We start from the raw sequence: 22,137 nt of genomic DNA, 5'->3' as shown, positions 1-22,137 counted from the left end.
TCAGCCAGCCTCGCGCGGCGGATGCCGCGCCGCAAGCCACCCGCCGTCGACCGCGATCACCTGGCCCGAGACATAGGCGGCATCCGCCGAGGCGAGGAAGGCGATGACGGCAGCCACTTCCTCCGGCTGGCCGGCGCGGCGCAGCGGCGTCGGCTCCAGCACCGCGCGCCGGTAGTACTCGCTCCCGAGGTGGCCCACGGTCATCGCCGTCTCGATGACGCCGGGCGCCACCGCATTCACCAGGATGCCCTCCGGCCCCAGCTCGCCGGCCATCTGCCGGGTCATCTGGGCGACGCCGGCCTTGGCCACGGCATAGGCGGTGGTGCCGGGATAGCCGGCGATGCCGAAGGTCGAGGAGACGCTGATGACCCGCCCGCCCGGCCGCGCCAGGTAGGGGATCGCCGCCCGCGTCACCCGCAGCACCGATTTCAGGTTGGTGTCGATGAAGCGGTCGATCAGCTCGTCGTCCGATTCGGCCAGCGGCTTCGAGCCGCCGATGCCGGCGTTGTTCACCAGGATGTCGAGCCGCCCGAAGGCCTCCAGCGCGGCCTGGACCAGCGCCTCCCCGGCGCCGCGGGCGTTCAGGTCGAGGGTGAGGCCGGTGGCGCCCAGCGCCGCCGCGGTCGCCATCACCGCGGGCGACAGGTCGGCCAGCAGCACCCGGGCGCCATCGGCCGCCAGCCGGGCGGCGGTGGCGGCGCCGATGCCGCGGGCCGCGCCGGTGACGATGGCGGCCTTTCCGGCGAAGCGGTTCGGGTCAGGCAAGGCGGCCTCCATCGATGGGGAGTGCGACGCCGGTGATGAAGCCGGCGGCGGGGCTGAGCAGGAAGAGCACGGTCTCCGCGACTTCCTCGGCGCGGCCGAAGCGCAGCATCGGGTGGCGGGCGCGGAAGGCGGCCTCGCGGGCGGCGCGGGCGGCCGCGTCGCCGGCGGCGGCGAAGGTGGCCTCCAGCATCGGCGTCTCGATCGAGCCGGGGCAGACGCAGTTCACCCGGATGCCCTCGGCGGCATGGGACAGCGCCAGGCTGCGGGTCAGCATGACCACCGCGCCCTTGCTGGCGGAATAGGCCGGCAGGGTGGCGGACCCCGCCAGCCCGGCGGTGGAGGCGAAGGCGACGACGGCGCCGCCGCCGGCCGCCTGCATCCGCGGCAGCACGGCGCGGACCGCGAGCCAGGTGCCCTTCACATTGACCGCGAAGAGCCGGTCCCATTCGGCCTCCTCGACCTCGGCCAGGGGCCTGGCCGGGCCCAGCATGCCGGCGGCGGTGACCAGCAGGGTGACCGGGCCGAGTTCCGCCGCGCGTGCCGCCGCCGCGGCGACATCCGTCGCGCTGGCGGCATCGCCGGTGACGGTCACGGCGCCGGGGCAGCGGGCGGCGGTCTCGGCCAGCCCCTCGGCACTGCGGTCGAAGAGGAGCAGCTTCGCACCCTCGCGGGCCAGGCCGAGGGCGGTGGCGCGGCCGAGGCCGGAGCCGGCGCCGGTGACGAGCGCCACCTGGCCGGTGAAGCGGTCCGCCCTCATGCCATCATTCTCCGCGCCACCGCCTCGCCGATCATGACGCAGGTGAAGTGGGTATTGGCCCGGCAATCGGCCGGCATGATGGAGGCGTCCGCCACCCGCAGCCCGGCGATGCCCTTCACCCGCGCATCGGGGTCGACCACGCCGCGCGGTTCCTCGTAGGCGGTCATCCTGCAGGTGCCGGCGGCGTGCTGGATGTCGCCGGCCTCCTGCAGCAGCAGGGCGTCGAGCGCATCGCCGGGCAGCGCGGCGGCCTCGGCCATGCTCAACCCGCTTTCGCCGAAGGTGATCCGGGAGGCGATGCGGGCCAGCGCCGGCTGCGCGGCGAGTGTCGCCAGCCGCGCCACCGCATCCCGCATCCGCAGCAGGTCGCGGGGGTCGGAGAGCATGTTCTCCTCGACGATCGGGTCCTGCTCCGGCGCCGCCGAGGCGAGGGTGACGGTCCCGCGCGAGAAGGCCTCGTAGACCGCGGCGCCGATGGCGCCGAGCGGCTGCGGCCGGGCGCCGGGCGGGGCCAGGCCGCGGTGGTTGAAGGCGATGAGGATCATGTCCCGCACCCCGCCGCCGCCGAGGCCACTGCTGTAGGTGACGCAGCAGTTGGTGTGGCGCTGGTCGGGGTCGGTGGCGGCGAAGTCCGGCTTCAGGTCGAGGCTGGCGCGGACGATCGGGTGGTCCATGAAGTTGCGGCCGACCTCGGGCAGGTTGTGCACCACATCGATGCCCATCGCCTGCAACGCCGCCCCGGCCCCGATGCCCGAGCGCAGCAGGATCGCCGGGCTATGCACCGCGCCGGCCGAGAGCACGACCTCCCGCGCCGGAAGATCCACCCAGCCCTGGCCCTTGAGGTGGACGCGGACGCCGGTGGCGCGGCCGGCCTCGATCAGCACCCTATCGACCAGCGCATCGCCGCGGATCTCGAGGTTGGGGCGGCCGCGGGCGGGCTCCAGGAAGGCCTCGTTGGTCGAGACGCGGCGGCCGTCGCGGCTGTTGATGGGGTAGCAGGAGACGCCCTCGCCGGTCGGCGCGTTGAGGTCGGCGTTCCAGGGGTAGCCGGCGGCCAGCGCCGCGGCCTTCAGGCCGAGGTCGACCGGGCCCCAGCTGGCTTCCGGGGCGCGGTAGACCGGCAGCGGGCCGGACCTGCCATGGCCCTCGGCGGGGTCGCACTCGATGGCATCGAACAGGGGCAGCACGTCGCGGCCGGACCAGCCCTCGCAGCCGGCCTCGGCCCAGGCGTCGAAGGCGGCCATGACGCCGCGGATGGCGATCTGCGCATTCACCACCGAGCTGCCGCCGAGCGCCTTGCCGCGCCAGTAGAACTTCGGCTGCTGCACCGCGGTGCGGCGGGAGACCAGCCTGGGCCAGTGCCACTCCGCCTGCAGCCCGGGGTCGTGGATCATCGGGATGGGGTTGGCGCTGAGCATGGCCTGGGGGGCCTCGGCGGCGCGCCAGTCCCGCCCGGCTTCCAGCAGCAGCACCCGGCGCTGCGGGTCGGCGGAGAGCCTCGCCGCCAGGGCGGCGCCGGCCGAGCCGGCGCCCACCACGATCACGTCATGCATGCCGCTACGTCTCCACCGCCTGGAACGGCGGGATGGCCGAGGGGATCAGGGTGCGCAACTGCATCCGAAGCTCCGTAAGGGTGGGGGGGGCGATGCAAGCGCCATGCTAGGCCGGCTTGCCGGATCCGCGCGAATGCGCCCACCCTGGCGCCCATCGAAGGGGAGGGCGCGCATGACGCCACGCATCGGCTACCTGCTGCCCACGCGCGAGCAGGTGATGGAGGGCCGGCCGGAGGCCGCGCCGCTGCTGGCGCTGGCGGAGCGGGCCGAGGCGCTGGGCTATGCCTCCGTCTGGGTCGGGGATTCGGTGCTGGCGCGGCCGCGGCATGACCCGCTGACCCTGCTCGCCGCCGTCGCCGGGCGGACGCGGCGGGTGCAGCTCGGCACCGCGGTGCTGCTGCCGGCGCTGCGCAACCCGGTGCTGCTGGCGCATCAGGTGGCGACGCTCGACCAGATTGCCGAAGGCCGCGTCATCCTGGGCGTCGGCATCGCCAGCGACGTGGCGAATATCCGCGCGGAATTCGCGGCCTGCGGCGTGCCCTGGGAGAAGCGGGTGGGTCGCATGCTGGAAGGGCTGCGGCTGTGCCGGGCGCTCTGGGGCGGCGCGCCGGTGGACTGGGACGGGCGCTGGATCCTGCAGGGCGCGGTGCTGGGCCCGGTGCCGCACCGGCCGGGCGGGCCGCCGATCTGGCTGGCCGGCGCGGCGCCGGCGACCATCGAGCGGGTGGGCCGGCATTTCGACGGCTGGTTCCCCAATGGCCACGACCCCGCCGCCTTCGCCGAGACCTTCGGCGCGATGCAGGCGGTGGCGCGGGAGGCCGGGCGCGACCCCGCCGACCTGACCGGCGCGGTCTACCTGACGCTCGCGATCGATGAGAATACGGCCCGGGCCGAGGCGCGGATCGATGCCTTCATGGCTGGCTACTACGGCCAGCGGCCCGACGTGATGCGGAAGCGCCAGCGCTGCTACGCCGGCGGGCTCGCCGGGGCGCGCGAGCTCATCGCCGAGTATGCCGCCGCCGGCGTCGGCCACCTGGTGCTGCGCTTCGCCGGCGCGCATGACCGCCACCTGGAATTGCTGGCCGGCCTCAACGCCTGAACGGAACCCCTGATGCGCATCGAGATCCTCTGCACCGGCGACGAGATCCTCACCGGCAAGACCATCAATACCAACTACAGCCACATCGCCCGGCGGCTGGTCGAGCTCGGGCTCGACATCCATTGGGGCACCATCGTCGGCGACGACCGGGCGAGCCTCAGCGCGGCCTTCGCCGAGGCGGCGAAGCGGGCGGATGCGGTGATCGTCAACGGCGGGCTCGGCCCGACGGTCGATGACCTGTCGCAGGAGATGGCGGCGGAGGCGGCGGGGGTGCCGCTGGTGCTGCATGAGGAGTGGCTGGCGCGGGTCGAGGCCTTCTACGCCCGGCGCGGCCGGGTCATGCCGCCGAACAACCGCAAGCAGGCGATGCTGCCGGAGGGCGCCGAGTTCATCGACAACCCGATCGGCACCGCCTGCGGCTTCGCCGTCACCATCGGCCGCGCCCGCTTCTTCTTCACCCCCGGCGTGCCGCGGGAGCTGAAGCGGATGCTGGAGGAGCAATTGCTGCCGCGGCTGCTGGCGCTCGGCGGGCTGCCCGGCGTGACCCGGCTGAAGCGCTTCCATACCTTCGGCATCGGCGAGAGCCGGGCCGACCAGATGCTGAGCGACATCCCGGGCCTCGAGGACGGGCCGGTGAAGCTCGGCTTCCAGTCGCACTACCCGCAGCTCGAGACCAAGCTGGCGGTGCGGGCGGCCGACATGGCGACGCTCGAGGCGGCGCTGGCGCCGATCGAGGCGGAGGTGCGCCGGCGGCTCGGCAATTTCGTGCTCGCCGAGGATGACGCCTCGCTGGAGAGCGTGATCCTCGGGGCCTTGCAGGCCGGCGGCGGCATGCTGGCGGTGGCGGAGATGTTCACCAGCGGCGCCATCGCCTCCCGGCTTGCCCGCTCGCCGCTGGCCGAGGGGCTGTTCGCCAGCGCGGTGGTGGCGCCGACCCTGGAGCGGCTGTGTGCCGCGGTCGGCATCCCGGCGCCGGAGGCGGTGACGCCGGAGGCGGCGGCGATCATCGCCCGGGCGCTGCGCGCCGGCAGCGGCGCGAGCCATGCGCTGGCGGTGCTGGTGGCGCCGGATGCCGGGCCGGATGCCCGGGAGTGGGGCGCGGTGGTCTGCATCGGCCTGGCGACCGAGGGCCATGTGGTGACGCGGCGGGCGCGGCTGACCAACGGCCGCGACTGGGTGCGGCAGGGGGCGACGGAGATGGGGCTCGACTGCCTGCGGCGGCTGCTGCTCGGCCTGCCGGTGGATGAGCCGGTGGATTTCGAGCAGCGCGGGTGATGGTCCTGCACGCGGCATGAAGGATGCGCAATGACCGCAACCCGGCGTCGGGCCGGTCGCTTTTCCGACCCAAGGAGAACCGACCGATGACACGCTGGATTGCCGCCGCCGCCTTCCTTGCCCTGGTCTCCGCCGCGCCGGCCATGGCGAAGCCCTCCTGCCTCAAGGGTGCCGCCCTGGGCGCGGCCAGTGGCCACATGGCCGGCAGCGGCCATGCCGTCGCCGGGGCCGCGGCCGGTTGCGCCGTCGGCTCGCATGAGCGGGGCAATGCCGACCGTGCCGCCGCCCGGCAGCAGCAACAGCCGCAGCAGCCGTCGCACTAGCCGGCGCCGCGAAGGGTCGCGGCGGGCGGCGGAGGGATGCTGAGCCGGACTGCGAAGTTGCGGCACCGGCCGCTGCGGATTCCGCCGCAGCCGGCCCGATGACCCTGTTAGGCTGCCGATTGGCGTGGCGGTGCCGCGCCCAATCGGGACAACAGGGAGAACGCCATGTCCAGCCGCCGCAGCCTCCTCGGGAGCGCCATCGGCCTTGCCTCCGCCTCCGGCCTCGCCACGCCGGGGCTTGCCCTCGCCCAGACGCCCGGCGTCACCGCGACCGAGATCCGCATCGGCAACACCATGTCCTACAGCGGCCCGGTCTCCTCGCTCGGGGTCCAGGGCAAGAGCATCGACGCCTATGTCCGCATGGTGAACGACGCCGGCGGCGTCGGCGGCCGCCGGATCAAATTCCTCAGCTACGACGACGCCTATAGCCCGCCGAAGACGGTCGAGCAGGTGCGCCGGCTGGTCGAGCAGGACCAGGTCGCCTGCCTGGTCAGCAACCTCGGCACGCCGACCAACAGCGCCATCCTGCGCTACACCAACCAGCGCAAGGTGCCGAACCTCTTTCCCTCCACCGGCGCCGACAAGTGGAGCAACTACCGGGAGTATCCCTGGACCATCGGCTTCCCGCCGAGCTACCGGATCGAGGCGCAGATCTATGCCCGCTACATGCTCGAGGTGAACCGCGCCGCGCGCATCGCCATCCTCTACCAGAACGACGACTTCGGCCGCGACTACGTCAATGGCGTGCGGGACGTGCTGGGGGAGCGGTTCGACCAGGTGGTGAAGCTCGCCACCTACGAGAGCACCGACCCGACCATCGATTCCCAGCTCATCGGGCTGCAGGCGACCGGGGCGGATGCGCTGGTGCTGGCGGTGACGGCCAAGTTCGGCTCCCAGGCCATCCGCAAGCTGCACGACATCCAGTGGCGGCCGACCACCTGCATCCACTACGGCGCCAATTCGGTCGGGGTGGTGCTGCAGCCGGCCGGGCTGGAGAAGGCGATCGGCCTGACCACCGCCGCCTACATGAAGGACCCGACCGACCCGGAATGGGCGGAGGATCCCGGCATGAAGGAATGGCGCGGCTTCATGGTCCGCTATATGCCGGAGGGCGACCTGACCGATGCCAATTACGTCTATGGCTACAGCGTCGCCCGGCTGATGCACCACGTGCTGCAGCACTGCGGCCAGGACTTCTCCCGCGAGAACATCATGCGCCAGGCCGCCAGCCTGCAGGACGTGGAGCTGCCGACCATGCTGCCGGGCATCCGGCTGAACTCCAGCCCGACCAACTACCGCCCGATCCGGCAGATGCAATTGCAGCGCTGGACCGGGCGGCTCTACGAGCGCTTCGGGCCGCTGGTGGAGGGTGCCATCGTCTGACCGGCGACGGCCGGGGCGCCGGACCGGCGCCCCTCAGGCCTCGGCGCGCATTTCCTCGAAGACCTCGCGCGCCACCAGCAGCGCCTCCCGCACCGAGGGGGCGCCGATGTAGCCCGCCGTGTGCAGCAGCGCCTCGCCCAGTTCGGCCTCGGTCCAGCCCTGGTTGCGCGCCATCCGCAGGTGGATGCGCAGCTCCGGCCAGGCGGCGGTCGAGGTATCGGTGATGACAGTGATCAGGGCGCGGGTCTTGAGGTCGAGGCCCGGCCGGGTCCAGAGCAGGCCGAAGACCGCCTCGCGGGTCCAGTCGGCGAAGCCTTCCATCAGCGGGTCGTTGTAGACGGTGGTGGCCATCTTGCTGGCCATCGCCTTGCCCATCAGCTCCTCGCGGACCGCCGAGCCCTTCTTGTGCATCGCGCTCTTCGCCATGGTCCTGTTCCCTTCCTGACGCAGGCCAGCCTAGCGCGTCCGGCGGGGGTGGGAAGCTGGTCAGTCGTCCGATTGCGCCTATACTGGCCGGCGCAGGACGAGGATCGCGGCGTGAGCGAGCAGACCATCGATGCCCCGGCCCCGAAGGCGGCCCCGGTGGCGGGCACCACCTTCGCGGTCATCCTCTCGCTGAGCTTCTGCCACTTCCTCAACGACCTGATGCAGTCGCTGGTGCCGGCGATCTATCCCATCCTGAAAACCTCCTACGGCCTCGACTTCGGCCAGATCGGGCTGATCACCCTGGCCTTCCAGTGCACCGCCTCGCTGCTGCAGCCGGTGGTGGGCATGGTGACCGACAAGCGGCCGATGCCCTATTCGCTGGCCATCGGCATGGGCTTCACCCTGGTCGGGCTGATCCTGCTGGCGCAGGCGGCGAGCTATCCGCTGATATTGCTGGCGGCGGCGCTGGTGGGCATGGGGTCCTCGGTCTTCCATCCGGAGGCCTCGCGGGTGGCGCGGATGGCCTCGGGCGGGCGCTACGGCCTGGCGCAGTCGCTGTTCCAGGTGGGCGGCAACACCGGCTCGGCGGCGGGGCCGCTGCTGGCGGCCTTCATCGTGGTGCCGCACGGGCAGCGCAGCCTGGTCTGGTTCTCCGGCGCGGCGCTGCTCGGGATGGTCGTGCTGTTCCAGGTCGGCGGCTGGTACGCCCGCAACCAGGCGGCGCGGCCGGCGGCCAAGGGCCGGGCGGCGGGGGCGGCGCCGCTGCCGCGGGCCAAGGTCGGGCTGGCGATCGCGGTGCTGGTGGCGCTGCTCTTCTCGAAGAACGTCTATACCGCCAGCCTGAGCAGCTACTACACCTTCTACCTAATCGATAAATTCCACGTCTCGGTGCCCGTCGCGCAGATGTTCCTCTTCGCCTTCCTGGCGGCGCTGGTGGTCGGCACGCTGATCGGCGGGGCGGTCGCGGACCGCATCGGCCGGGTGCCGGTGATGTGGGTCTCGATCCTGGGCGCGCTGCCCTTCACCCTGGCGCTGCCGCATGTCGGGCTGGCGCTGACCGGCATCCTCTCGGTCGTCATCGCCCTCATCATGGCCTCCGCCTTCTCGGCCATCCTGGTCTATGCGCAGGAGCTGCTGCCGGGGCGGGTCGGGCTGGTGGCCGGGATGTTCTTCGGCTTCTCCTTCGGCCTCGGGGGCCTCGGGGCGGCGGCGCTCGGGCAGCTGGCCGACATGACCAGCATCCGCACGGTCTACCAGGTCTGCGCCTTCCTGCCGGCGCTCGGCCTGCTGATGGTCTTCCTGCCGAAGCAGCCGGCGCGGCGCTAGGCCGGGCGCCGGCCTCAGCGCTCGGCGCCCGGCCTCGCCTCGAGCCAGTCCGCGCCGGGGGCCTCGGCATCGAGGCAGCGCAGCGCCGCCGCCAGGGCGGCGCGGGTGCCCGGCAGGCCCATGGCATCGGCGGCAAGGATGGCGAGGCCGAGGGACATCCCCAGCTCATCGGCGCCGCGCGCCTCGGCCGAGCCCTCGCGCCGCCCACCCCCGCCTGTCGGTTCATCGCATCCCTGCGGCATCTGCACACCCTCCGGTAGGGCATTACGCAGAAGGCGACCCTCCGGATGCGTAACGGGTGTCCAGGCATGCATTTTCTTCGCGCTATGGTGGTAGCGCCCCAGTCCCCTATACCCAGGGTTGCATTGCCCTATTCGACGCGGATATCCGCCTTGCGGATCACCGGCTCCCAGCGGGCGCCATCCTCCTCGATGATGCGGGCGAGCGCCGGGCCGTCGGCATAGGCGGCCTCGATCCCGCGGGCGGCCATGGCCTGCCGGCCCTCGGGCGTATCCACCGCCTGGCGGACGGCGGCGGTGATCTTCGCCAGCACGGCGGGGGGGAGGCCGGCAGGGGCCAGCACGGCGCCCCAATTGTCCACGGCATAGCCGGGCAGGCCGGCGGCGGCGGCGACGGTCGGCACCCCCGGCATCAGCGGGCTGTCGGCGGCGGCGAGGTTGCCCAGCGCCCGGAGCTGGCCGCCCTTGACCAGCCCCTCGACCGCCGACCAGGGGGCGGAGACCAGCTCGACCTCGCCGGCGACGGCGGCGGTCACCGCCGGACCGGTGCCGCGGTAGTGCACATGGGTCAGCTTGCCGCCGGACATCGCATCCATCAGCTCGGCGCTGACATGGGTGATGGTGCCGAGGCCGGGGGTGCCATGGTTCAGCGACCCGGGCTGGGCGCGGGAGATGGCGATGACCTCGGCCAGGTCGCGCGCCTTCAGCTTCGGCCCGCCGGCGATGACGGTGGGGGCCAGCGCCACCCGGGCGACCGGGGTCAGGTCCTTCTTCAGGTCGAAGGGCATCGAGCGGAAGACGAATTGGTTGACCACGATGGTGTTGAAGACCGTCACCAGCGTGTAGCCATCGGGCGGGGACTTCGCCACGGCATCGGTGCCGATGTTGCCGCCGGCACCCGACCGGTTCTCCGGCACCACCGGCTGGCCGAGGGCATCGCCGATCCGCTGGGCCAGCAGCCGGCCGAGGATGTCGCTGCCGCCGCCCGGCGGGAAGGGGATGACCATGCGCAGCGGACGGTTGGGAAAATCGCTGCCCTGAGATAGCGCGGGGGTGGCGAGCGTGGCGCCGGCGAGCGCGAGGGTGGTGCGGCGGGTGAGCATCGGGGCGGTCCTCCTGGCGGCGGACATGCCGCAAGGCCGCCCACTTGTCATCAGCCTGCGGCCGGGGGAAAGCTGCGGCAACCCTCGCCGGAGCCACCGCATGTCCCGCCGCCTCGTCCTCGCCGCCGCCCAGCTCGGCCCCATCCAGAAGGCCGAGGGCCGCGACGTCGCGGTCGGCCGCATGGTGCGGCTGATGGAGACGGCGCATCGCCGCGGCGCCGAGGTGGTGGTCTTCCCCGAGCTGGCGCTGACCACCTTCTTCCCGCGCTGGTACGAGGCGGATCTGGCCCAGGCGGACCATTGGTACGAGACCGCCCTCCCCTCCGACGCGACGGCGCCGCTGTTCGCGGCGGCGCGGAAGTACAACCTCGGCTTCCACCTCGGCTATGCCGAGAAGACGCCGGACGGGCACCGCTACAACACCGCGGTCTATGTCCACCCGAATGGCGAGGTGGTGCTGAAGTACCGCAAGGTGCACCTGCCCGGGCACCGCGAATACGACCCGCAGCGGAAGGTGCAGCACCTGGAGAAGCGCTACTTCGAGGTGGGCGACCTCGGCTTCCCGGTGGTGCGGGCGCCCATCGGCGAGAACGAGGTCAACATCGGCATGCTGATCTGCAACGACCGGCGCTGGCCGGAGGGCTGGCGGGTGCTCGGGCTGCAGCAGGTCGAGCTCGTCATGCTCGGCTACAACACGCCGAGCCTGAACATGGAGAACCGCGGCTTCGAGGCGCACCACCTGCGGGTCGCCCACAGCCACCTCAGCATCCAGGCCGGCTGCTACCAGAACGCCTGCTTCGCCGCCGGCGTCGCCAAGGCCGGCGACGAGGACGGGCACGAGCTGTTCGGCCATTCCATCATCGTCAATCCCTCCGGCGAGATCATGGCCCAGGCGACCAGCTGGGGCGACGAGCTGATCGTCGCCGACTGCGATCTGGCGATGTGCGAGCTGGGGCGGACCACGATCTTCGACTTCGCCCGCCACCGCCGGCCGGAGGCCTATGGCCGCATCACCGCGCAGACCGGCAGCGTGGCGCCGCCGGCCTGGACGCCGGCGGGCTGACGCTCCCTAGAAGCGCGCTGGCCGGTAGGGCTCGGGGCTGACGAAGGGCGTCTCGCCCAGCATCATCTCGGCCAGCATCCGCCCGGTGGTCGGGCCGAGGGTCAGCCCCTGGTGGGCATGGCCGAAGGCGCACCAGGCGCCGGGCTGGCGCGGCAGCGGGCCGATGATCGGCAGCATGTCCGGGGTGCAGGGGCGGGTGCCCATCCAGGGCGTCGCCTCCACCCGGTCGGCCAGCGGCAGCAGGCTGCGAGCCACCGGCTCGGCGCGGTCGAGTTGCACCGGGCTCGGCGGCGCGTCTGGCCGGGCGAATTCGGCGCCGGTGGTCAGCCGGATGCCGGCCCGCATCGGCGCCAGCAGGAAGCCGCTGTCGGTGTCGAGGATCGGGCGGTGCAGCGTCGCATTGCCCTTCAGCCCGTAGTGCATGTGGTAGCCGCGCTTGCCGAAGGTCGGCGGCGCATAGCCGAAGCGGCGGGTGAGCCGGTCCGAGGCGGCGCCGAGCGCGACCACCACCTCGGCCGCCTCCACCGGGCCGGCGGCGGTCTCCACCCGCCAGCCGGCGCCGGTCCGCTGCAGGCTGGCCGCGTCGCCGCGGCCGAGGCTGCCGCCCTCGGCCTCGAACATGCCGGCATAGGCGAGGGTCAGCGCATGCGGGTCGCTGACCGAGAGCGGGTCGGTCCAGTGGATGGCGCCGGCGCGCTCGACCAGCAGATGCGGCTCGGCCGCCGCCAGCGCCTTGGTGTCGAGCGCGGCGTAGTGCACGCCGTAGTCGCGCTGCGCGGTCTCGGCCTGGGCCAGGGCGGCTTCCAGCAGCGCCGGGTTGCCGAACAGCCGCATCCAGCCGATCGGCCGCAGCAGCGGCATGGCCTCGGTGCCGGCGGCCAGCGCCAGGTGCTCGTCGACGCAGGTGGCGATCAGCCGGGAATAGGCCTCCACCGCGGCCAGGTAGCGGCGCGGCTCCGAGTTCCACCAGTAGCGCAGCAGCGGCGAGACGAAGCCCGGCAGCGCCAGCGGATGGTAGGAGACGTCGACGGCGCGGTTGCCGGCGATGCGCCGCAGCTCCGCCAGCGCCCGCGGGAAGGGATGCGGATAGACCGCCTCGCGCTGGATCAGCCCGCCATTGCCGAAGGAGGCGCCCTCGCCCGGCCCCTGGCGGTCCAGCAGGGCGACATCATAGCCCCGCCGCCGCAGATGCAGGGCGACGGAGACGCCGACCATCCCAGCCCCGAGCACGATCGCCGAACGCGGCATGCCTTCACTCTCCTTCTGGCCCGGCCGCCCGGGGGCGACCGCAGCGGATGCGACACGATTCCAATCCGGGCACGGTCCGGCCCGCGATACTGCCCGCAAAAGCCGCCCGGCCGAAACCCGGGCCGGCCGGCCACGCGAGGCTGGCGCCAGCGTCACGGTTGTGGAACCATCCCGCCATGCCCACGGTGTTCTTCCTCAACGGTCCCCATGCCGACCGCCTCGGCGCCGTGGGCGAGGAGCAGGAGAATTTCCCCGCCGTCAGCGCCCGCTGCCACCGGGCCGCGGAGCGGGCGGGGCTGCTGCTCGACCTCCGCCAGACCAACGACGAAGGCCAGCTCATCGACTGGGTGCAGGAAGCCCGCGGCGCCGACGGGCTGCTCATCGACGCGGCCAGCCTCGCGCACAGCTCCATCGCGGTCATGGATGCGATGCTGATGCTGGACGGGCCGGTGATCGAGGTCCACCGGGCGAACCTCCACCGGCGCGAGGGCTTCCGCGCCAGGACCTTCACCAGCCTCGCCGCCACCGCCAGCATCTGCGGCCTCGGCGTCCGCGGCTACGAGCTCGCCATCGGCGCCATGGCCGAGCTCATCGCCGCCGGGCGCCGCCGCTGACGACCGCGGCCCGAGGGCACACCCGCGGCCTCAGGTCGCGTAGCCGGTCTGCCCGGGCTCGAGCTTCCCGAAGCTGGGCGGCGCCGGGGCGGCGGACCGGTCGGACCGGCTGACCGCCCGCGAGGTGGCGGCCAGGAAGCAGCCGAAGACCGCGAGCCAGGCCAGCCGGCCGTGGTACCGGCCCTCCACGTCGCCGCCGACGCCGATGACGAGGGCATTGCCGATGATCGCCGCCAGGGTGACGCCGAGGAAGACCGCCGCCAGGGGCGCCCGGCGGCGCCAGGCGATCAGCCCGCCGACCGCCAGCAGCGGCGCCCAGGCCAGGGCGGTCAGGTCGCCGGGCCGGGCGGCGGCGGTGAGCTCGGCCGTGTTCAGCGGCCGGTCGAGGCCGCCGTCCAGGTAGCCGTAGCGGTGACTGCGCAGCAGATCCAGGATGGCCGCCTGGTCCCGCCGCGCCCCGAAGGAGGCGCTGTCGCGCGAGAGCAGGATGGCGCCGGCCCGCTCGATGCCGGCGGTGAGCGAATCCCGCCAGTACCGCCGGGTGGTGGCCGAGACGATCTCCGCCGCCTCCGCCGCGTAGCCCACCATGCCGCCGAGCCGGGCCTGCAGCGGGCTGTCGTCGGCGAAGCCGAACCAGAGCGAGGTGGCCCCCTCCAGCGCCGCGCGCTCGTCGCAGAGCCGCCACCGCCGCGTCGGGCATTCGGCGTCGAGCGTGCGCTGGGTCAGCCCGTCCTCGACCTGCCGGGTCAGCGCCAGGGCGGGGCTCGAGTAGGTCACCCGGGCGACGCCGTAGAGCGCGAGGTTAGCCGCCACCAGCAGGCAGGCCGCCAGCACCGGGGCGCCGATCAGGCCGAGCGCCGCGCCGCGCGACAGCCCGAGCCCGGGCCAGAGCAGAGCGGCGGCCAGCAGGACGAGGCCGATGCCGAGCAGCAGCGGCAGGTGCGTGACATGCGCCATGCCGGCCAGGAAGGCGAAGCCGGCCACCAGCGCATGCTCCCAGCCGCGGACCGGCGGCCGCGCGACGAGGATGAAGGCCGCCAGCACCATCAGCCCGGTCAGGATGTCCGCCATCACCCAGATGACGAAGAAGGGCAGGCTGGACAGGGCGATGAGGACGGGCGCCGCGAGGCGGCTGCGCCAGGGCACCTGCAGCGCGTCCATGGCCCGCCAGATCAGCCAGACCGCCAGCGCCACCTGGCCCAGGATGACCGGCCAGAGCGACAGGTTCCAGTGCAGCAGCCGGATCAAGTAGGCGTAGACCGGCGGCCGCAGCGTGCCGTAGCCGAGCTCGATGCCGGTGCCCAGGTAGTCGAGGGAGTCCCAGAACAGCAGCGGATAGCCGACGACCAGGATCGGCCATACCAGCGCGACGACGAGGCCAGCCAGGCTGAGCCACAAATCCTTCCGGGAACCCATGATATTCCTAATCGCTGCCTCGAAGCGTCCGGACGAGGTCTTTGCGGGGGCAGGATAGGCAGGGCTTCGTTTCGCGTCCAGCGATGCGGGTTCACACACGCAACTTTCAACCGGGAGGCCCAAGGGGACGGGCGGCCCGCAGCCCTTCCCGCGCTTGACCCCCCGTCCGCAGGGGCCTTCAATCCCCGCACCAAGCCCTGGCAACAAGGGGAACGTCCGCATGCACAGCACCGTCATCCGCGGCGCCACCATCATCGACGGCACCGGCCGGCCCGGCTACACCGGCGACGTCGCCCTCGACGGCGACCGCATCGCCCAGGTCGGCGGCAAGGCCGGCCCGGCCACGCGCGAGATCAGGGCCGAGGGCCATATCGTCACCCCCGGCTGGGTCGATGCCCATACCCACTACGACGGCCAGGCCACCTGGGACAGCGAGCTCGCCCCCTCCTCCTGGCACGGCGTCACCACCATCCTGTTCGGCAATTGCGGGGTCGGCTTCGCCCCGGTCCGCCGCCGCGACCACGACGAGCTCATCGGCCTGATGGAGGCGGTGGAGGAGATCCCCGGCATCGCCCTGGCCGAGGGCCTCAAGTGGAACTGGGAAAGCTTCCCGCAATTCCTCGACGCGCTGGACGCCTTCCCCCGCGCCATCGACGTCGCCGCGCAGATCCCGCACCACCCGCTGCGGGTCTATGTCATGGGCGAGCGCGCCATCCGCCGCGAGGCCGCGACCGCCGAGGACATCGCCGAGATGCACCGGCTGGTCGAGGAAGGCATGCGCGCCGGCGCCTTCGGCTTCACCACCAGCCGCACCAACAGCCACAAGACCCTGACCGGGGAGATGGTGCCCGGCCGCTACTCCGAGGTGGCCGAACTCATGGGCATCGGCCAGGCGCTGGGCAAGGTCGGCTACGGCGCCTTCGGCATGAACAGCGACTTCGACATCGAGACCGAGGAGCTCGGCTGGATGACCAGGCTCGGCCAGCAGACCGGCCGCCCCGTCTGGTTCCTGCTGACCGACTGGCCGACCGACCCGGCCCGCTGGAAGCGGCTGATGGAGGGGGTGCGGGCCGCCCGCGCCCAGGGCGCCATGGTCACCGCCCAGGTCTGCGGCCGCCCGGTTGGCGTGCTGCTCGGCGCCGATACCGCGCTCAACCCCTTCTCCATCCGCCCCGGCTACCAGGCGCTGCTGAAGCTGCCGGTCGCCGAACGCATGGCCCGGCTGCAGGACCCCGCGGTGCGCGCCCGGATCCTGAGCGAGGCCCCGGCCGAGGAATACCTGCGGAAGCTGTCCCAGTTCCGCCAGCACATCGTCCGCCGCTGGAACCGCATGTTCAAGCTCGGCGACCCGCCGGACTACGAGCCGCCCGAGAGCGAGAGCATCGCCGCCATCGCGGCGCGCGAGGGCCGCACCCCGGACGAGGTCGCCTACGACTACCTCGCCGAGAACCCGGACCATTTCCTGTTCTTCCCGGTCACCGGCTACAACGTCGACAACCACGACATCATCCGCACCATGCTGACGGACGACGCCACGGTGCTCGGCCTCGGCGACGGCGGGGCGCATTGCTCCTCCATCATCGATGCCGGCATCCCCAGCTACATGCTGACCCACTGGGCCCGCGACCGCAGCCGCGGCGAGCGCCTGCCGCTCGAGCTGGTGGTGAAGCGCCAGACCAGCGAGACCGCGCAGTTCTTCGGCTTCCACGACCGCGGCATCCTCGCGCCAGGGATGAAGGCCGACGTCAACGTCATCGACCACGCCAACATGCGGCTGCACAAGCCGGAGGTCCGCTACGACCTGCCCGCCGGCGGCCGCCGCCTGGTGCAGCGGGTCGACGGCTACCGCGCCACCTTCGTCTCCGGCGTCCCGGTCTTCGAGGAAGGCCACTTCACCGGCGCCCTGCCGGGCAAGCTGGTCCGGGCACGCGGGGCCTGACGATGCCCGGGCTGGTCGCTCCCCCCACGGCGCCCAGCCCGATCGCCCGCGCCGCGGCCCTCGCCGCCCGCATCGCCGAAGCCGCGCCTTCCATCGAGGCGACCCGCCGCATCCCGCCCGATCTGGCGGAGGCCCTGCACGCCGCCCGCCTCTTCCACCTGCTGCTGCCCCGCGCCTATGGCGGCGAGGAAGCCAGCCCCGCCACCTACCTCCTGGCGCTGGAGGCCATCGCCCGCGCCGATGCCTCGGTCGCCTGGAACCTCTTCGTCGGCAACAGCGCCTGCCTCGTCGCCGCCTACCTCGCCCCGCCCGAAGCGCACACGATCTTCGACGACCCCCGCGCCGTCATCGCCTGGGGCCCGCCGAACGCGACCCTCGCCGAGGCGGTGCCCGGCGGCTACCGCGTCGCCGCCGGCCGCTTCGACTTCGCCAGCGGCTGCCGCCTCGCCACCTGGATGGGCGTGCATTGCCGGGTGCGGGAAGCCGACGGCAGCCTGCGGCCCAACCACCTCGGCCAGCCCGCCATCCGCACCCTGCTGTTTCCCGCGGCGCAGGCGGAGCTGCTGGATACCTGGAACCCCATCGGCCTGCGCGGCACCGCCTCGGACAGCTACACCGTCACCGATCTCTTCGTGCCGGACGCCTTCAGCACCACGCGGGAGGACCCCTCCCTGCGCCGCGAACCCGGCAGCCTCTACGCCTTCACCCAGCAGGGCCTCTATGCCGTCGGCGTCGCCGCCGTCGCCCTTGGCGCGGCCGGCGCCATGCTGGAGGAGTTCATGGCCCTCGCCCAGGCCAAGGCCCCGCGCGGCCGCCCCCGCCTGGCCGACGACCCGCTGGTGCAGCAGGAGGTGGCGCAATCCCTGGCGAAGCTCGGCGCCGCCCGCGCCTGGCTGGTCGCGCTGCTGGAGGAGATCGCCGCCGCCGCCGGGCCGGAGGCGCCCATCGGCATGGCGGACCGCGCCCGGCTCCGCCTCGGCTGCGCCCATGCGACCCAGGCCGCCATCGAGGTGGCGGATTCCACCTACCGGGCCGCCGGCGTCGATGCGATCTTCCCCGGCAGCCCCTTCGAGCGGCGCTTCCGCGACATCCACACCCTGTCGCAGCAGATCCAGTCCCGCCGCAGCCATTTCGCCGCCGCCGGCCAGGTGCTGCTCGGCAACGCGCCCCCCGGTTTTCTCTGACAGGATCCCGCCCCATGCCCCAATCCGCCGCCGACCTCCTGCTCGCGGTCCGCCAGGGCGGCCCCCGCCTCGCCGGCCTCGGCGCCGCCGCGCCGCGGACCGAGGCCGAGGTCTGGGCCATCCAGCAGGAGGTGCTGCGCCGCACGGGGGGCCGGATCGGCGGCTACAAATGCGCGGCGCCGCCGGGCAAGCCCGCCTCCGCCGCCATCATGGCCGCCAGCGGCCTGCGCCCCAGCGGCAGCACCTGGACCGTCGCCCCCGGCGAGACGATCGGCATCGAGACCGAGATCGCCTTCCGCCTCGGCCGCGGCCTGCCGCCCCGCGCCACGCCCTATACCCAGGCCGAGGTGCTGGACTGCGTCGAGGCCGCCTTCCCGGTCATCGAGATGGTCGTCAGCCGCTACCAGGACCCCAAGGCGGTGACGCCCGAGGAGCAGATGGCCGACAACGTCGCCCATGCCGGGCTGATCATCGGCGCCGAGGTGCCGGGCTGGCGGGAGATGGAGCTGGCGGCGCTGACGGTGCGGCAGAGCTGCGGCGGCGAGGTCCAGGTGGAGAAGCTGGGCGGCAACCCCTCCGGCCATCCCTTCGTGCCGCTGGTCTGGCTGGCCAACCACCTGCCGGCCTTCGGCCTGCAGCTCGAGGCCGGCCAGGTCGTCACCACCGGCAGTTGCACCGGGCTGCTCTGGGTCGGGAGCCACCAGCGCGTCACCGGCGAGTTCCTCGGCTTCGGCGCGGCGGTGGTGGAGCTGGCCTGAAGGCCGGCCTCAGGCCTTGCGGACCAGCTCGATGAACAGCCAGTGCTCGCCGCCATGCAGCGTCAGCGCGGCCTCCGGCACTTCCGCGCCGACGTCGATCTCGGTCCCGGGCCGCCAGATCACCAGCCGGTCGCCGCGGCGCTCGATGTTCCACTGGTGGAAGCCCTCGTAGCCCTCGATCACCGCCTCGTTCACGATGGTATGGATGCGGAAGCTGGCCCCGGGCTTGAGGATGCCCAGCGCGCCGCGGATCACCTTCATCGGGTCGTAGCAGTGGTCGAGCGCGTTCCGCATGTGGGCGAAGTCGATCGAGGCGGGCGGGAAGAGGCTGGCGAGGTCCTCGGCATGGCCGGGCCGGGTCGGCACCGGCGGGGCCAGCCCGGCCTCGGCCAGGATGGCGCCGTAGTCCTCGGCCAGGGCATCGATCGGCACGACGTTCAGCCGCCGCCCCTGGTGGCACCAGCCGAGCGAGGAGACCGGCCCCGCGGCGATGTCGAGCAGCACCGCCTCCTCGAGCGGGGCGGTGACGATGCTGGCGATGAAGCTCGGGTGGATCTCGGCGGCGGGGTCGCAGCGGGCCAGCATCTCGGCGTGGTAGTCCGGCGGGCAGGGCGGCGTATTGGTCGCCACCATGCGCCAGAATTCCAGCTCCTGCGCCTTCCCCTTGGACCAGGTGGCGGCGATCGCAGCCCCCGACGCCAGCGTCTCCGAACCGGATGTATCCGCCAAGTGCCCGCTCCACCGCCTGTGGCGCGAAACTACCGCAAAGCGCGCCGCAGGGGAAAGGCCGGTTACCCCCCCGATGCGGAGCATCCTTCTTACCCGATGCGGAGCATCCGTCTCACCCGAAGCGGGGCATCCTTCCTACCCGGTGCGCAGCACCAGCAGCACGTCGCCCTCGGCGACGGTCTCGCCCTCGGCGAAGAGCACCTCCTGCACGGTGCCGGCGCGGGGGGCGGCGACCGGGATCTCCATCTTCATCGATTCCAGCAGCAGCAGCTCGTCCTCCGCCGCCACGGCATCCCCCGGCCGCTTCAGGATCTTCCAGACGGAGCCGGCAATCTCGGATTTCACGCGGATATCGGCCATGCGGCGCCTTCCTGGGGTCGGTCCCCCGGGCGCCATTGCAGGCGCGGCGCGGGGAATGGTCAAGCCGGCTTGCCGCCGGGCCCGGCCGGTGCTGGCATGGCGGCAACGACCGCAGGGGGATGCCATGGCCGCCGCGCCGACCAATCCGGTGACGCAGAAGATGGCCGCCGGCGGGGTGGCGCTCGGGCTCGGCGTGCGGATGTCGCGCTCGGCCGAGATCGCCCGGATCGCCCGGGCGACCGGGCACGACTTCCTCTTCATCGACCTGCAGCACAGCCTCTTCGGGCTGGAGACCGTCGGCCATATCGCCCAGGCGGCGCTGGCCCTCGGCATCGCCCCGCTGGCGCGGGTGCGCTCGGTGCGGGACCCCGACATCCAGGCGCTGCTGGACAACGGGGTGAGCGGCATCGTCTTCCCCGACGTGAACACCGCGGCGGAGGCGCGGCTCGCGGTGGCGGCCGGGCGCTTCGGCCCGCTCGGCCGGCGCAGCGTCACCGGCGGCTATCCCTGGTTCGACTACCAGGGCGTGCCGCCGGCCGAGGCGCTGCCGGCGATCGAGGCCGCCACCCTGCTGGCCTGCATGATCGAGACCCGGGAGGGGGTGCGGAACGTCGAGGCCATCGCCGCGGTGCCCGGGATCGACGTGATCCATGTCGGCATGAACGACCTGCTGACCGACATGGGCAAGCCCGGCCAATACGCCGACCCGGAATTGGCCGAGGCGGTGGACCGCATCCAGGCGGCCTGCAAAGCTCATGGCAAGTTCTTCGGCTGCGGTGGCCACCGCGACCCGGCGGCGCAGGCGGCGGTCATCCGCCGCGGCGCGCAATTCCTGACGACGCAGACCGACATCGGGCTGCTCTCGGCCGGGGCGGGCGCCTGGACCCGCGGCATCCACGAAGCCCTGGCCGGCTGAATCCGCGGCAACTCGGGGGTGGCCCTGCGTTGCCGTTCCATGGATCCCTACATTGTTATGCTGGTCGGCATCGGTGGCCTCATCCTGCTGGTGGCCTGGCTGCCCATGGTGCTGCGCGAATTGCCGCTGTCGCTGCCCATGTTCTGCATCGGCATCGGCTACGCCGTCTTCGCCCTGCTCGGCGGCGACACGCCCAGCCCGCTGCACTACCCGGAGGCGGCGGAGCGGCTGACCGAGCTGGTGGTGATCGTCGCCCTGACCGGGGCGGGGCTGAAGCTCGACCGGCGGCTGACCTGGCGCGGCTGGGGCCTGACCTGGCGGCTGCTCGGGATCGCCATGCCGCTCTCGATCCTCGGCATCGGCCTGGTCGGGCACTGGATGCTCGGGCTCGGGACCGCGGCCGCGGTGCTGCTGGGCGGCGCGCTGGCGCCGACCGACCCGGTGCTCGCCTCCGACGTCCAGGTGGGCCCGCCGCAGAGCGGCGAGGAGGACGAGGTCCGCTTCACCCTCACCGCCGAGGCCGGGCTGAACGACGGGCTGGCCTTCCCCTTCGTCAACCTGGCGGTGGCGCTGGCCCTGGTCGGCACCGAGCCGTCGGACTGGATGGGGCATTTCTTCAGCGTCGACGTGGTCTGGAAGCTGGCGGCGGGGCTGGCGGCGGGCTGGGGGATCGGCCGGCTGCTGGGCTGGCTGACCTTCCGCATGCCGAACCGCGCCCGGCTGTCGCGCACCGGGGACGGCTTCGTGGCGCTGGGGGCGACCTTCCTCGCCTATGGGCTGACCGAGCTGGCGCATGGCTACGGCTTCGTCGCGGTCTTCGTCGCGGCGCTGGCGATGCGCGACGCCGAGCGGAACCACGCCTACCACGACCGGCTGCACGACTTCGCCGAGCAGACCGAGCGCCTGCTGATGATGGTGCTGCTGGTGCTGTTCGGCGGCGCCGTCGCCGGCGGGCTGCTGGCGCCGCTGGGCTGGCCGGGGGCGGCGGCGGCGGCGGTGATCCTCTTCGTGGTGCGGCCCGCGGCCGGGCTGCTGTCCCTGCTGGGGACCACGACCCGGCTGCCGGAGCGCGGGGCCATCGCCTTCTTCGGCATCCGCGGCCTCGGCAGCTTCTACTACCTGGCCTTCGCGGCGAATGCGGCGCGCTTCCCGGAGATGGCCGAGCTCTGGGCGGTGGTGGGGCTGACCGTGCTGATCTCGGTCGGGCTGCACGGGATGACGGTGACGCCGGCCATGCGCTGGCTGGACGGGCGCCGCCGCCGGCAGGGGGTGCTGGCGCTGGAGGGCTAAGGGCGGTGTCCGCCCGCCCCGGCCCGGCGCTCGCCCCCCTGGCGGGTCGCGCCAGCGGACAGGCCCCTCCGGTCCGAGGATTCCCTCGGACCGGGATTCGCCTTAGGGCGCCGGGTCGCTCAGCAGGCCGGAGAAGATCCAGCCCTCCGGGCTGGCATTGCCGACCTGCAGCCAGCCCTTGGATTCGCCGTGCACCCGGAAGGCCTCGCCGCGCGGCGCGGTGCGCAGCACCGTCGCCTTGCCATCCGGGGCGGATCGCACGTTGGCCGGGCTGCGGACCAGGACCCGCGGCAGGCCGCCCGCCGCGGCGGGCGGGGCCGGCACCGGGGCCGGGGCCGCCGCGCTGGGTGCCGGGGCGGCAGGGGGGGCGG

The 22,137-nt window shown here is 73.1% G+C and carries 23 protein-coding genes; 12 read left to right on the top strand and 11 right to left on the bottom strand.

Annotated features, from left to right (window positions below; translation table 11 throughout):
- From QWZ14_RS22510 to QWZ14_RS22500, 3 genes are read right to left on the bottom strand one after another with little or no spacing between them, the layout of a single operon-like run.
- Positions 1–765 carry an SDR family NAD(P)-dependent oxidoreductase gene (locus tag QWZ14_RS22510; RefSeq protein WP_290319174.1) on the bottom strand — a complete coding sequence of 255 codons (765 nt, stop codon included), beginning with the start codon at positions 763–765 and terminating at the stop codon, positions 1–3.
- Positions 758–1,522 carry an SDR family NAD(P)-dependent oxidoreductase gene (locus QWZ14_RS22505; RefSeq protein ID WP_290319173.1) on the bottom strand — a complete coding sequence of 255 codons (765 nt, stop codon included), beginning with the start codon at positions 1,520–1,522 and terminating at the stop codon, positions 758–760. The genes QWZ14_RS22510 and QWZ14_RS22505 overlap by 8 nt, the downstream gene beginning before the upstream one ends.
- The gene (locus tag QWZ14_RS22500) at positions 1,519–3,075 is read right to left on the bottom strand and encodes a GMC family oxidoreductase (protein ID WP_290319172.1); all 1,557 of its coding nucleotides are present in this window, start codon (positions 3,073–3,075) and stop codon (positions 1,519–1,521) included. The genes QWZ14_RS22505 and QWZ14_RS22500 overlap by 4 nt, the downstream gene beginning before the upstream one ends.
- 172 nt (positions 3,076–3,247) lie before the next feature.
- Between QWZ14_RS22500 and QWZ14_RS22495 the strand changes: the two genes are divergently transcribed.
- The 4 genes from QWZ14_RS22495 to QWZ14_RS22480 all read left to right on the top strand — a co-directional run bounded on the left by QWZ14_RS22495 (position 3,248) and on the right by QWZ14_RS22480 (position 7,155).
- Positions 3,248–4,174 carry an LLM class flavin-dependent oxidoreductase gene (locus QWZ14_RS22495; protein ID WP_290319171.1) on the top strand — a complete coding sequence of 309 codons (927 nt, stop codon included), beginning with the start codon at positions 3,248–3,250 and terminating at the stop codon, positions 4,172–4,174.
- Between the two features lie 12 nt (positions 4,175–4,186).
- On the top strand, positions 4,187–5,449 hold the full coding sequence (locus QWZ14_RS22490; RefSeq protein WP_290319169.1) for a CinA family nicotinamide mononucleotide deamidase-related protein: 1,263 nt from the start codon (positions 4,187–4,189) through the stop codon (positions 5,447–5,449).
- Positions 5,450–5,535: 86 nt separating this feature from the next.
- On the top strand, positions 5,536–5,772 hold the full coding sequence (locus QWZ14_RS22485) for a hypothetical protein (RefSeq protein WP_290319168.1): 237 nt from the start codon (positions 5,536–5,538) through the stop codon (positions 5,770–5,772).
- 165 nt (positions 5,773–5,937) lie between these two features.
- Positions 5,938–7,155 (top strand): ABC transporter substrate-binding protein, encoded by a 1,218-nt coding sequence (locus QWZ14_RS22480; protein ID WP_290319167.1) that lies wholly within the window; start codon positions 5,938–5,940, stop codon positions 7,153–7,155.
- A gap of 33 nt (positions 7,156–7,188) precedes the next feature.
- Here QWZ14_RS22480 and QWZ14_RS22475 read toward each other — a convergent pair whose 3' ends face one another.
- Positions 7,189–7,581 carry a carboxymuconolactone decarboxylase family protein gene (locus tag QWZ14_RS22475; protein WP_290319166.1) on the bottom strand — a complete coding sequence of 131 codons (393 nt, stop codon included), beginning with the start codon at positions 7,579–7,581 and terminating at the stop codon, positions 7,189–7,191.
- A 111-nt stretch (positions 7,582–7,692) separates the two neighbouring features.
- On the opposite strand from QWZ14_RS22475, the gene QWZ14_RS22470 reads away from it, so the two are divergent.
- Positions 7,693–8,907 (top strand): MFS transporter, encoded by a 1,215-nt coding sequence (locus QWZ14_RS22470; RefSeq protein ID WP_290319165.1) that lies wholly within the window; start codon positions 7,693–7,695, stop codon positions 8,905–8,907.
- 14 nt (positions 8,908–8,921) lie between these two features.
- On the opposite strand, the gene QWZ14_RS22465 is transcribed toward QWZ14_RS22470, so the two are convergent.
- Entirely contained in the window at positions 8,922–9,149 is a 228-nt protein-coding gene (locus QWZ14_RS22465) for a hypothetical protein (RefSeq protein ID WP_290319164.1), read from the bottom strand.
- Between the two features lie 128 nt (positions 9,150–9,277).
- Entirely contained in the window at positions 9,278–10,249 is a 972-nt protein-coding gene (locus tag QWZ14_RS22460) for a Bug family tripartite tricarboxylate transporter substrate binding protein (RefSeq protein WP_290319163.1), read from the bottom strand.
- Between the two features lie 100 nt (positions 10,250–10,349).
- Here QWZ14_RS22460 and QWZ14_RS22455 point away from each other — a divergent pair, with 100 nt between their 5' ends.
- On the top strand, positions 10,350–11,312 hold the full coding sequence (locus QWZ14_RS22455; RefSeq protein ID WP_290319162.1) for an N-carbamoyl-D-amino-acid hydrolase: 963 nt from the start codon (positions 10,350–10,352) through the stop codon (positions 11,310–11,312).
- 6 nt (positions 11,313–11,318) lie between these two features.
- Here QWZ14_RS22455 and QWZ14_RS22450 read toward each other — a convergent pair whose 3' ends face one another.
- Positions 11,319–12,560 (bottom strand): NAD(P)/FAD-dependent oxidoreductase, encoded by a 1,242-nt coding sequence (locus QWZ14_RS22450; protein ID WP_290319161.1) that lies wholly within the window; start codon positions 12,558–12,560, stop codon positions 11,319–11,321.
- A 176-nt stretch (positions 12,561–12,736) separates the two neighbouring features.
- On the opposite strand from QWZ14_RS22450, the gene QWZ14_RS22445 reads away from it, so the two are divergent.
- Positions 12,737–13,174: a type II 3-dehydroquinate dehydratase gene (locus QWZ14_RS22445; RefSeq protein WP_290319160.1), complete on the top strand. Its 438-nt coding sequence runs from the start codon at positions 12,737–12,739 to the stop codon at positions 13,172–13,174.
- Positions 13,175–13,204: 30 nt separating this feature from the next.
- On the opposite strand, the gene QWZ14_RS22440 is transcribed toward QWZ14_RS22445, so the two are convergent.
- Positions 13,205–14,590, bottom strand: a complete 1,386-nt coding sequence (locus tag QWZ14_RS22440; protein WP_290319159.1) for a hypothetical protein — start codon at positions 14,588–14,590, stop codon at positions 13,205–13,207.
- Between the two features lie 220 nt (positions 14,591–14,810).
- On the opposite strand from QWZ14_RS22440, the gene QWZ14_RS22435 reads away from it, so the two are divergent.
- From QWZ14_RS22435 to QWZ14_RS22425, 3 genes are read left to right on the top strand one after another with little or no spacing between them, the layout of a single operon-like run.
- Entirely contained in the window at positions 14,811–16,529 is a 1,719-nt protein-coding gene (locus tag QWZ14_RS22435) for an N-acyl-D-amino-acid deacylase family protein (protein ID WP_290319158.1), read from the top strand.
- Between the two features lie 2 nt (positions 16,530–16,531).
- Positions 16,532–17,713 (top strand): acyl-CoA dehydrogenase family protein, encoded by a 1,182-nt coding sequence (locus QWZ14_RS22430; protein WP_290319157.1) that lies wholly within the window; start codon positions 16,532–16,534, stop codon positions 17,711–17,713.
- A gap of 14 nt (positions 17,714–17,727) precedes the next feature.
- Entirely contained in the window at positions 17,728–18,471 is a 744-nt protein-coding gene (locus QWZ14_RS22425; RefSeq protein ID WP_290319156.1) for a 2-keto-4-pentenoate hydratase, read from the top strand.
- A gap of 9 nt (positions 18,472–18,480) precedes the next feature.
- On the opposite strand, the gene QWZ14_RS22420 is transcribed toward QWZ14_RS22425, so the two are convergent.
- On the bottom strand, positions 18,481–19,200 hold the full coding sequence (locus QWZ14_RS22420) for a methyltransferase domain-containing protein (RefSeq protein WP_290319155.1): 720 nt from the start codon (positions 19,198–19,200) through the stop codon (positions 18,481–18,483).
- A 135-nt stretch (positions 19,201–19,335) separates the two neighbouring features.
- Complete coding sequence (locus QWZ14_RS22415) at positions 19,336–19,560, bottom strand: acetyl-CoA carboxylase biotin carboxyl carrier protein subunit (RefSeq protein ID WP_290319154.1); 225 nt, start codon at positions 19,558–19,560, stop codon at positions 19,336–19,338.
- A 124-nt stretch (positions 19,561–19,684) separates the two neighbouring features.
- On the opposite strand from QWZ14_RS22415, the gene QWZ14_RS22410 reads away from it, so the two are divergent.
- Positions 19,685–20,476 carry an HpcH/HpaI aldolase family protein gene (locus QWZ14_RS22410; protein ID WP_290319153.1) on the top strand — a complete coding sequence of 264 codons (792 nt, stop codon included), beginning with the start codon at positions 19,685–19,687 and terminating at the stop codon, positions 20,474–20,476.
- A gap of 39 nt (positions 20,477–20,515) precedes the next feature.
- Positions 20,516–21,766, top strand: a complete 1,251-nt coding sequence (locus tag QWZ14_RS22405; RefSeq protein WP_290319152.1) for a cation:proton antiporter — start codon at positions 20,516–20,518, stop codon at positions 21,764–21,766.
- A gap of 102 nt (positions 21,767–21,868) precedes the next feature.
- Here the strand turns inward: QWZ14_RS22405 and QWZ14_RS22400 are convergent.
- A partial coding sequence (locus QWZ14_RS22400) for an SH3 domain-containing protein (RefSeq protein WP_290319151.1) occupies positions 21,869–22,137 on the bottom strand: 269 nt, incomplete at its 5' end.

The sequence above is a fragment of the Paeniroseomonas aquatica genome, assembly GCF_030409335.1.
Taxonomy (GTDB): domain Bacteria; phylum Pseudomonadota; class Alphaproteobacteria; order Acetobacterales; family Acetobacteraceae; genus Belnapia; species Belnapia aquatica.
This window is presented reverse-complemented; position numbering and strand designations above follow the sequence as displayed.

What these genes read in the sequence shown, in the direction of transcription:
- QWZ14_RS22445 (WP_290319160.1), top strand. Translation starts at nt 12,737, where the DNA reads ATGCCCACGGTGTTCTTCCTCAACGGTCCCCATGCCGACCGCCTCGGC.
- QWZ14_RS22505 (WP_290319173.1), bottom strand. Translation starts at nt 1,522, where the DNA reads ATGAGGGCGGACCGCTTCACCGGCCAGGTGGCGCTCGTCACCGGCGCC.
- QWZ14_RS22450 (WP_290319161.1), bottom strand. Translation starts at nt 12,560, where the DNA reads ATGCCGCGTTCGGCGATCGTGCTCGGGGCTGGGATGGTCGGCGTCTCC.
- QWZ14_RS22430 (WP_290319157.1), top strand. Translation starts at nt 16,532, where the DNA reads ATGCCCGGGCTGGTCGCTCCCCCCACGGCGCCCAGCCCGATCGCCCGC.
- QWZ14_RS22465 (WP_290319164.1), bottom strand. Translation starts at nt 9,149, where the DNA reads ATGCCGCAGGGATGCGATGAACCGACAGGCGGGGGTGGGCGGCGCGAG.
- QWZ14_RS22480 (WP_290319167.1), top strand. Translation starts at nt 5,938, where the DNA reads ATGTCCAGCCGCCGCAGCCTCCTCGGGAGCGCCATCGGCCTTGCCTCC.
- QWZ14_RS22475 (WP_290319166.1), bottom strand. Translation starts at nt 7,581, where the DNA reads ATGGCGAAGAGCGCGATGCACAAGAAGGGCTCGGCGGTCCGCGAGGAG.
- QWZ14_RS22405 (WP_290319152.1), top strand. Translation starts at nt 20,516, where the DNA reads ATGGATCCCTACATTGTTATGCTGGTCGGCATCGGTGGCCTCATCCTG.
- QWZ14_RS22410 (WP_290319153.1), top strand. Translation starts at nt 19,685, where the DNA reads ATGGCCGCCGCGCCGACCAATCCGGTGACGCAGAAGATGGCCGCCGGC.
- QWZ14_RS22455 (WP_290319162.1), top strand. Translation starts at nt 10,350, where the DNA reads ATGTCCCGCCGCCTCGTCCTCGCCGCCGCCCAGCTCGGCCCCATCCAG.
- QWZ14_RS22415 (WP_290319154.1), bottom strand. Translation starts at nt 19,560, where the DNA reads ATGGCCGATATCCGCGTGAAATCCGAGATTGCCGGCTCCGTCTGGAAG.
- QWZ14_RS22485 (WP_290319168.1), top strand. Translation starts at nt 5,536, where the DNA reads ATGACACGCTGGATTGCCGCCGCCGCCTTCCTTGCCCTGGTCTCCGCC.
- QWZ14_RS22435 (WP_290319158.1), top strand. Translation starts at nt 14,811, where the DNA reads ATGCACAGCACCGTCATCCGCGGCGCCACCATCATCGACGGCACCGGC.
- QWZ14_RS22490 (WP_290319169.1), top strand. Translation starts at nt 4,187, where the DNA reads ATGCGCATCGAGATCCTCTGCACCGGCGACGAGATCCTCACCGGCAAG.
- QWZ14_RS22440 (WP_290319159.1), bottom strand. Translation starts at nt 14,590, where the DNA reads ATGGGTTCCCGGAAGGATTTGTGGCTCAGCCTGGCTGGCCTCGTCGTC.
- QWZ14_RS22460 (WP_290319163.1), bottom strand. Translation starts at nt 10,249, where the DNA reads ATGCTCACCCGCCGCACCACCCTCGCGCTCGCCGGCGCCACGCTCGCC.
- QWZ14_RS22425 (WP_290319156.1), top strand. Translation starts at nt 17,728, where the DNA reads ATGCCCCAATCCGCCGCCGACCTCCTGCTCGCGGTCCGCCAGGGCGGC.
- QWZ14_RS22495 (WP_290319171.1), top strand. Translation starts at nt 3,248, where the DNA reads ATGACGCCACGCATCGGCTACCTGCTGCCCACGCGCGAGCAGGTGATG.
- QWZ14_RS22500 (WP_290319172.1), bottom strand. Translation starts at nt 3,075, where the DNA reads ATGCATGACGTGATCGTGGTGGGCGCCGGCTCGGCCGGCGCCGCCCTG.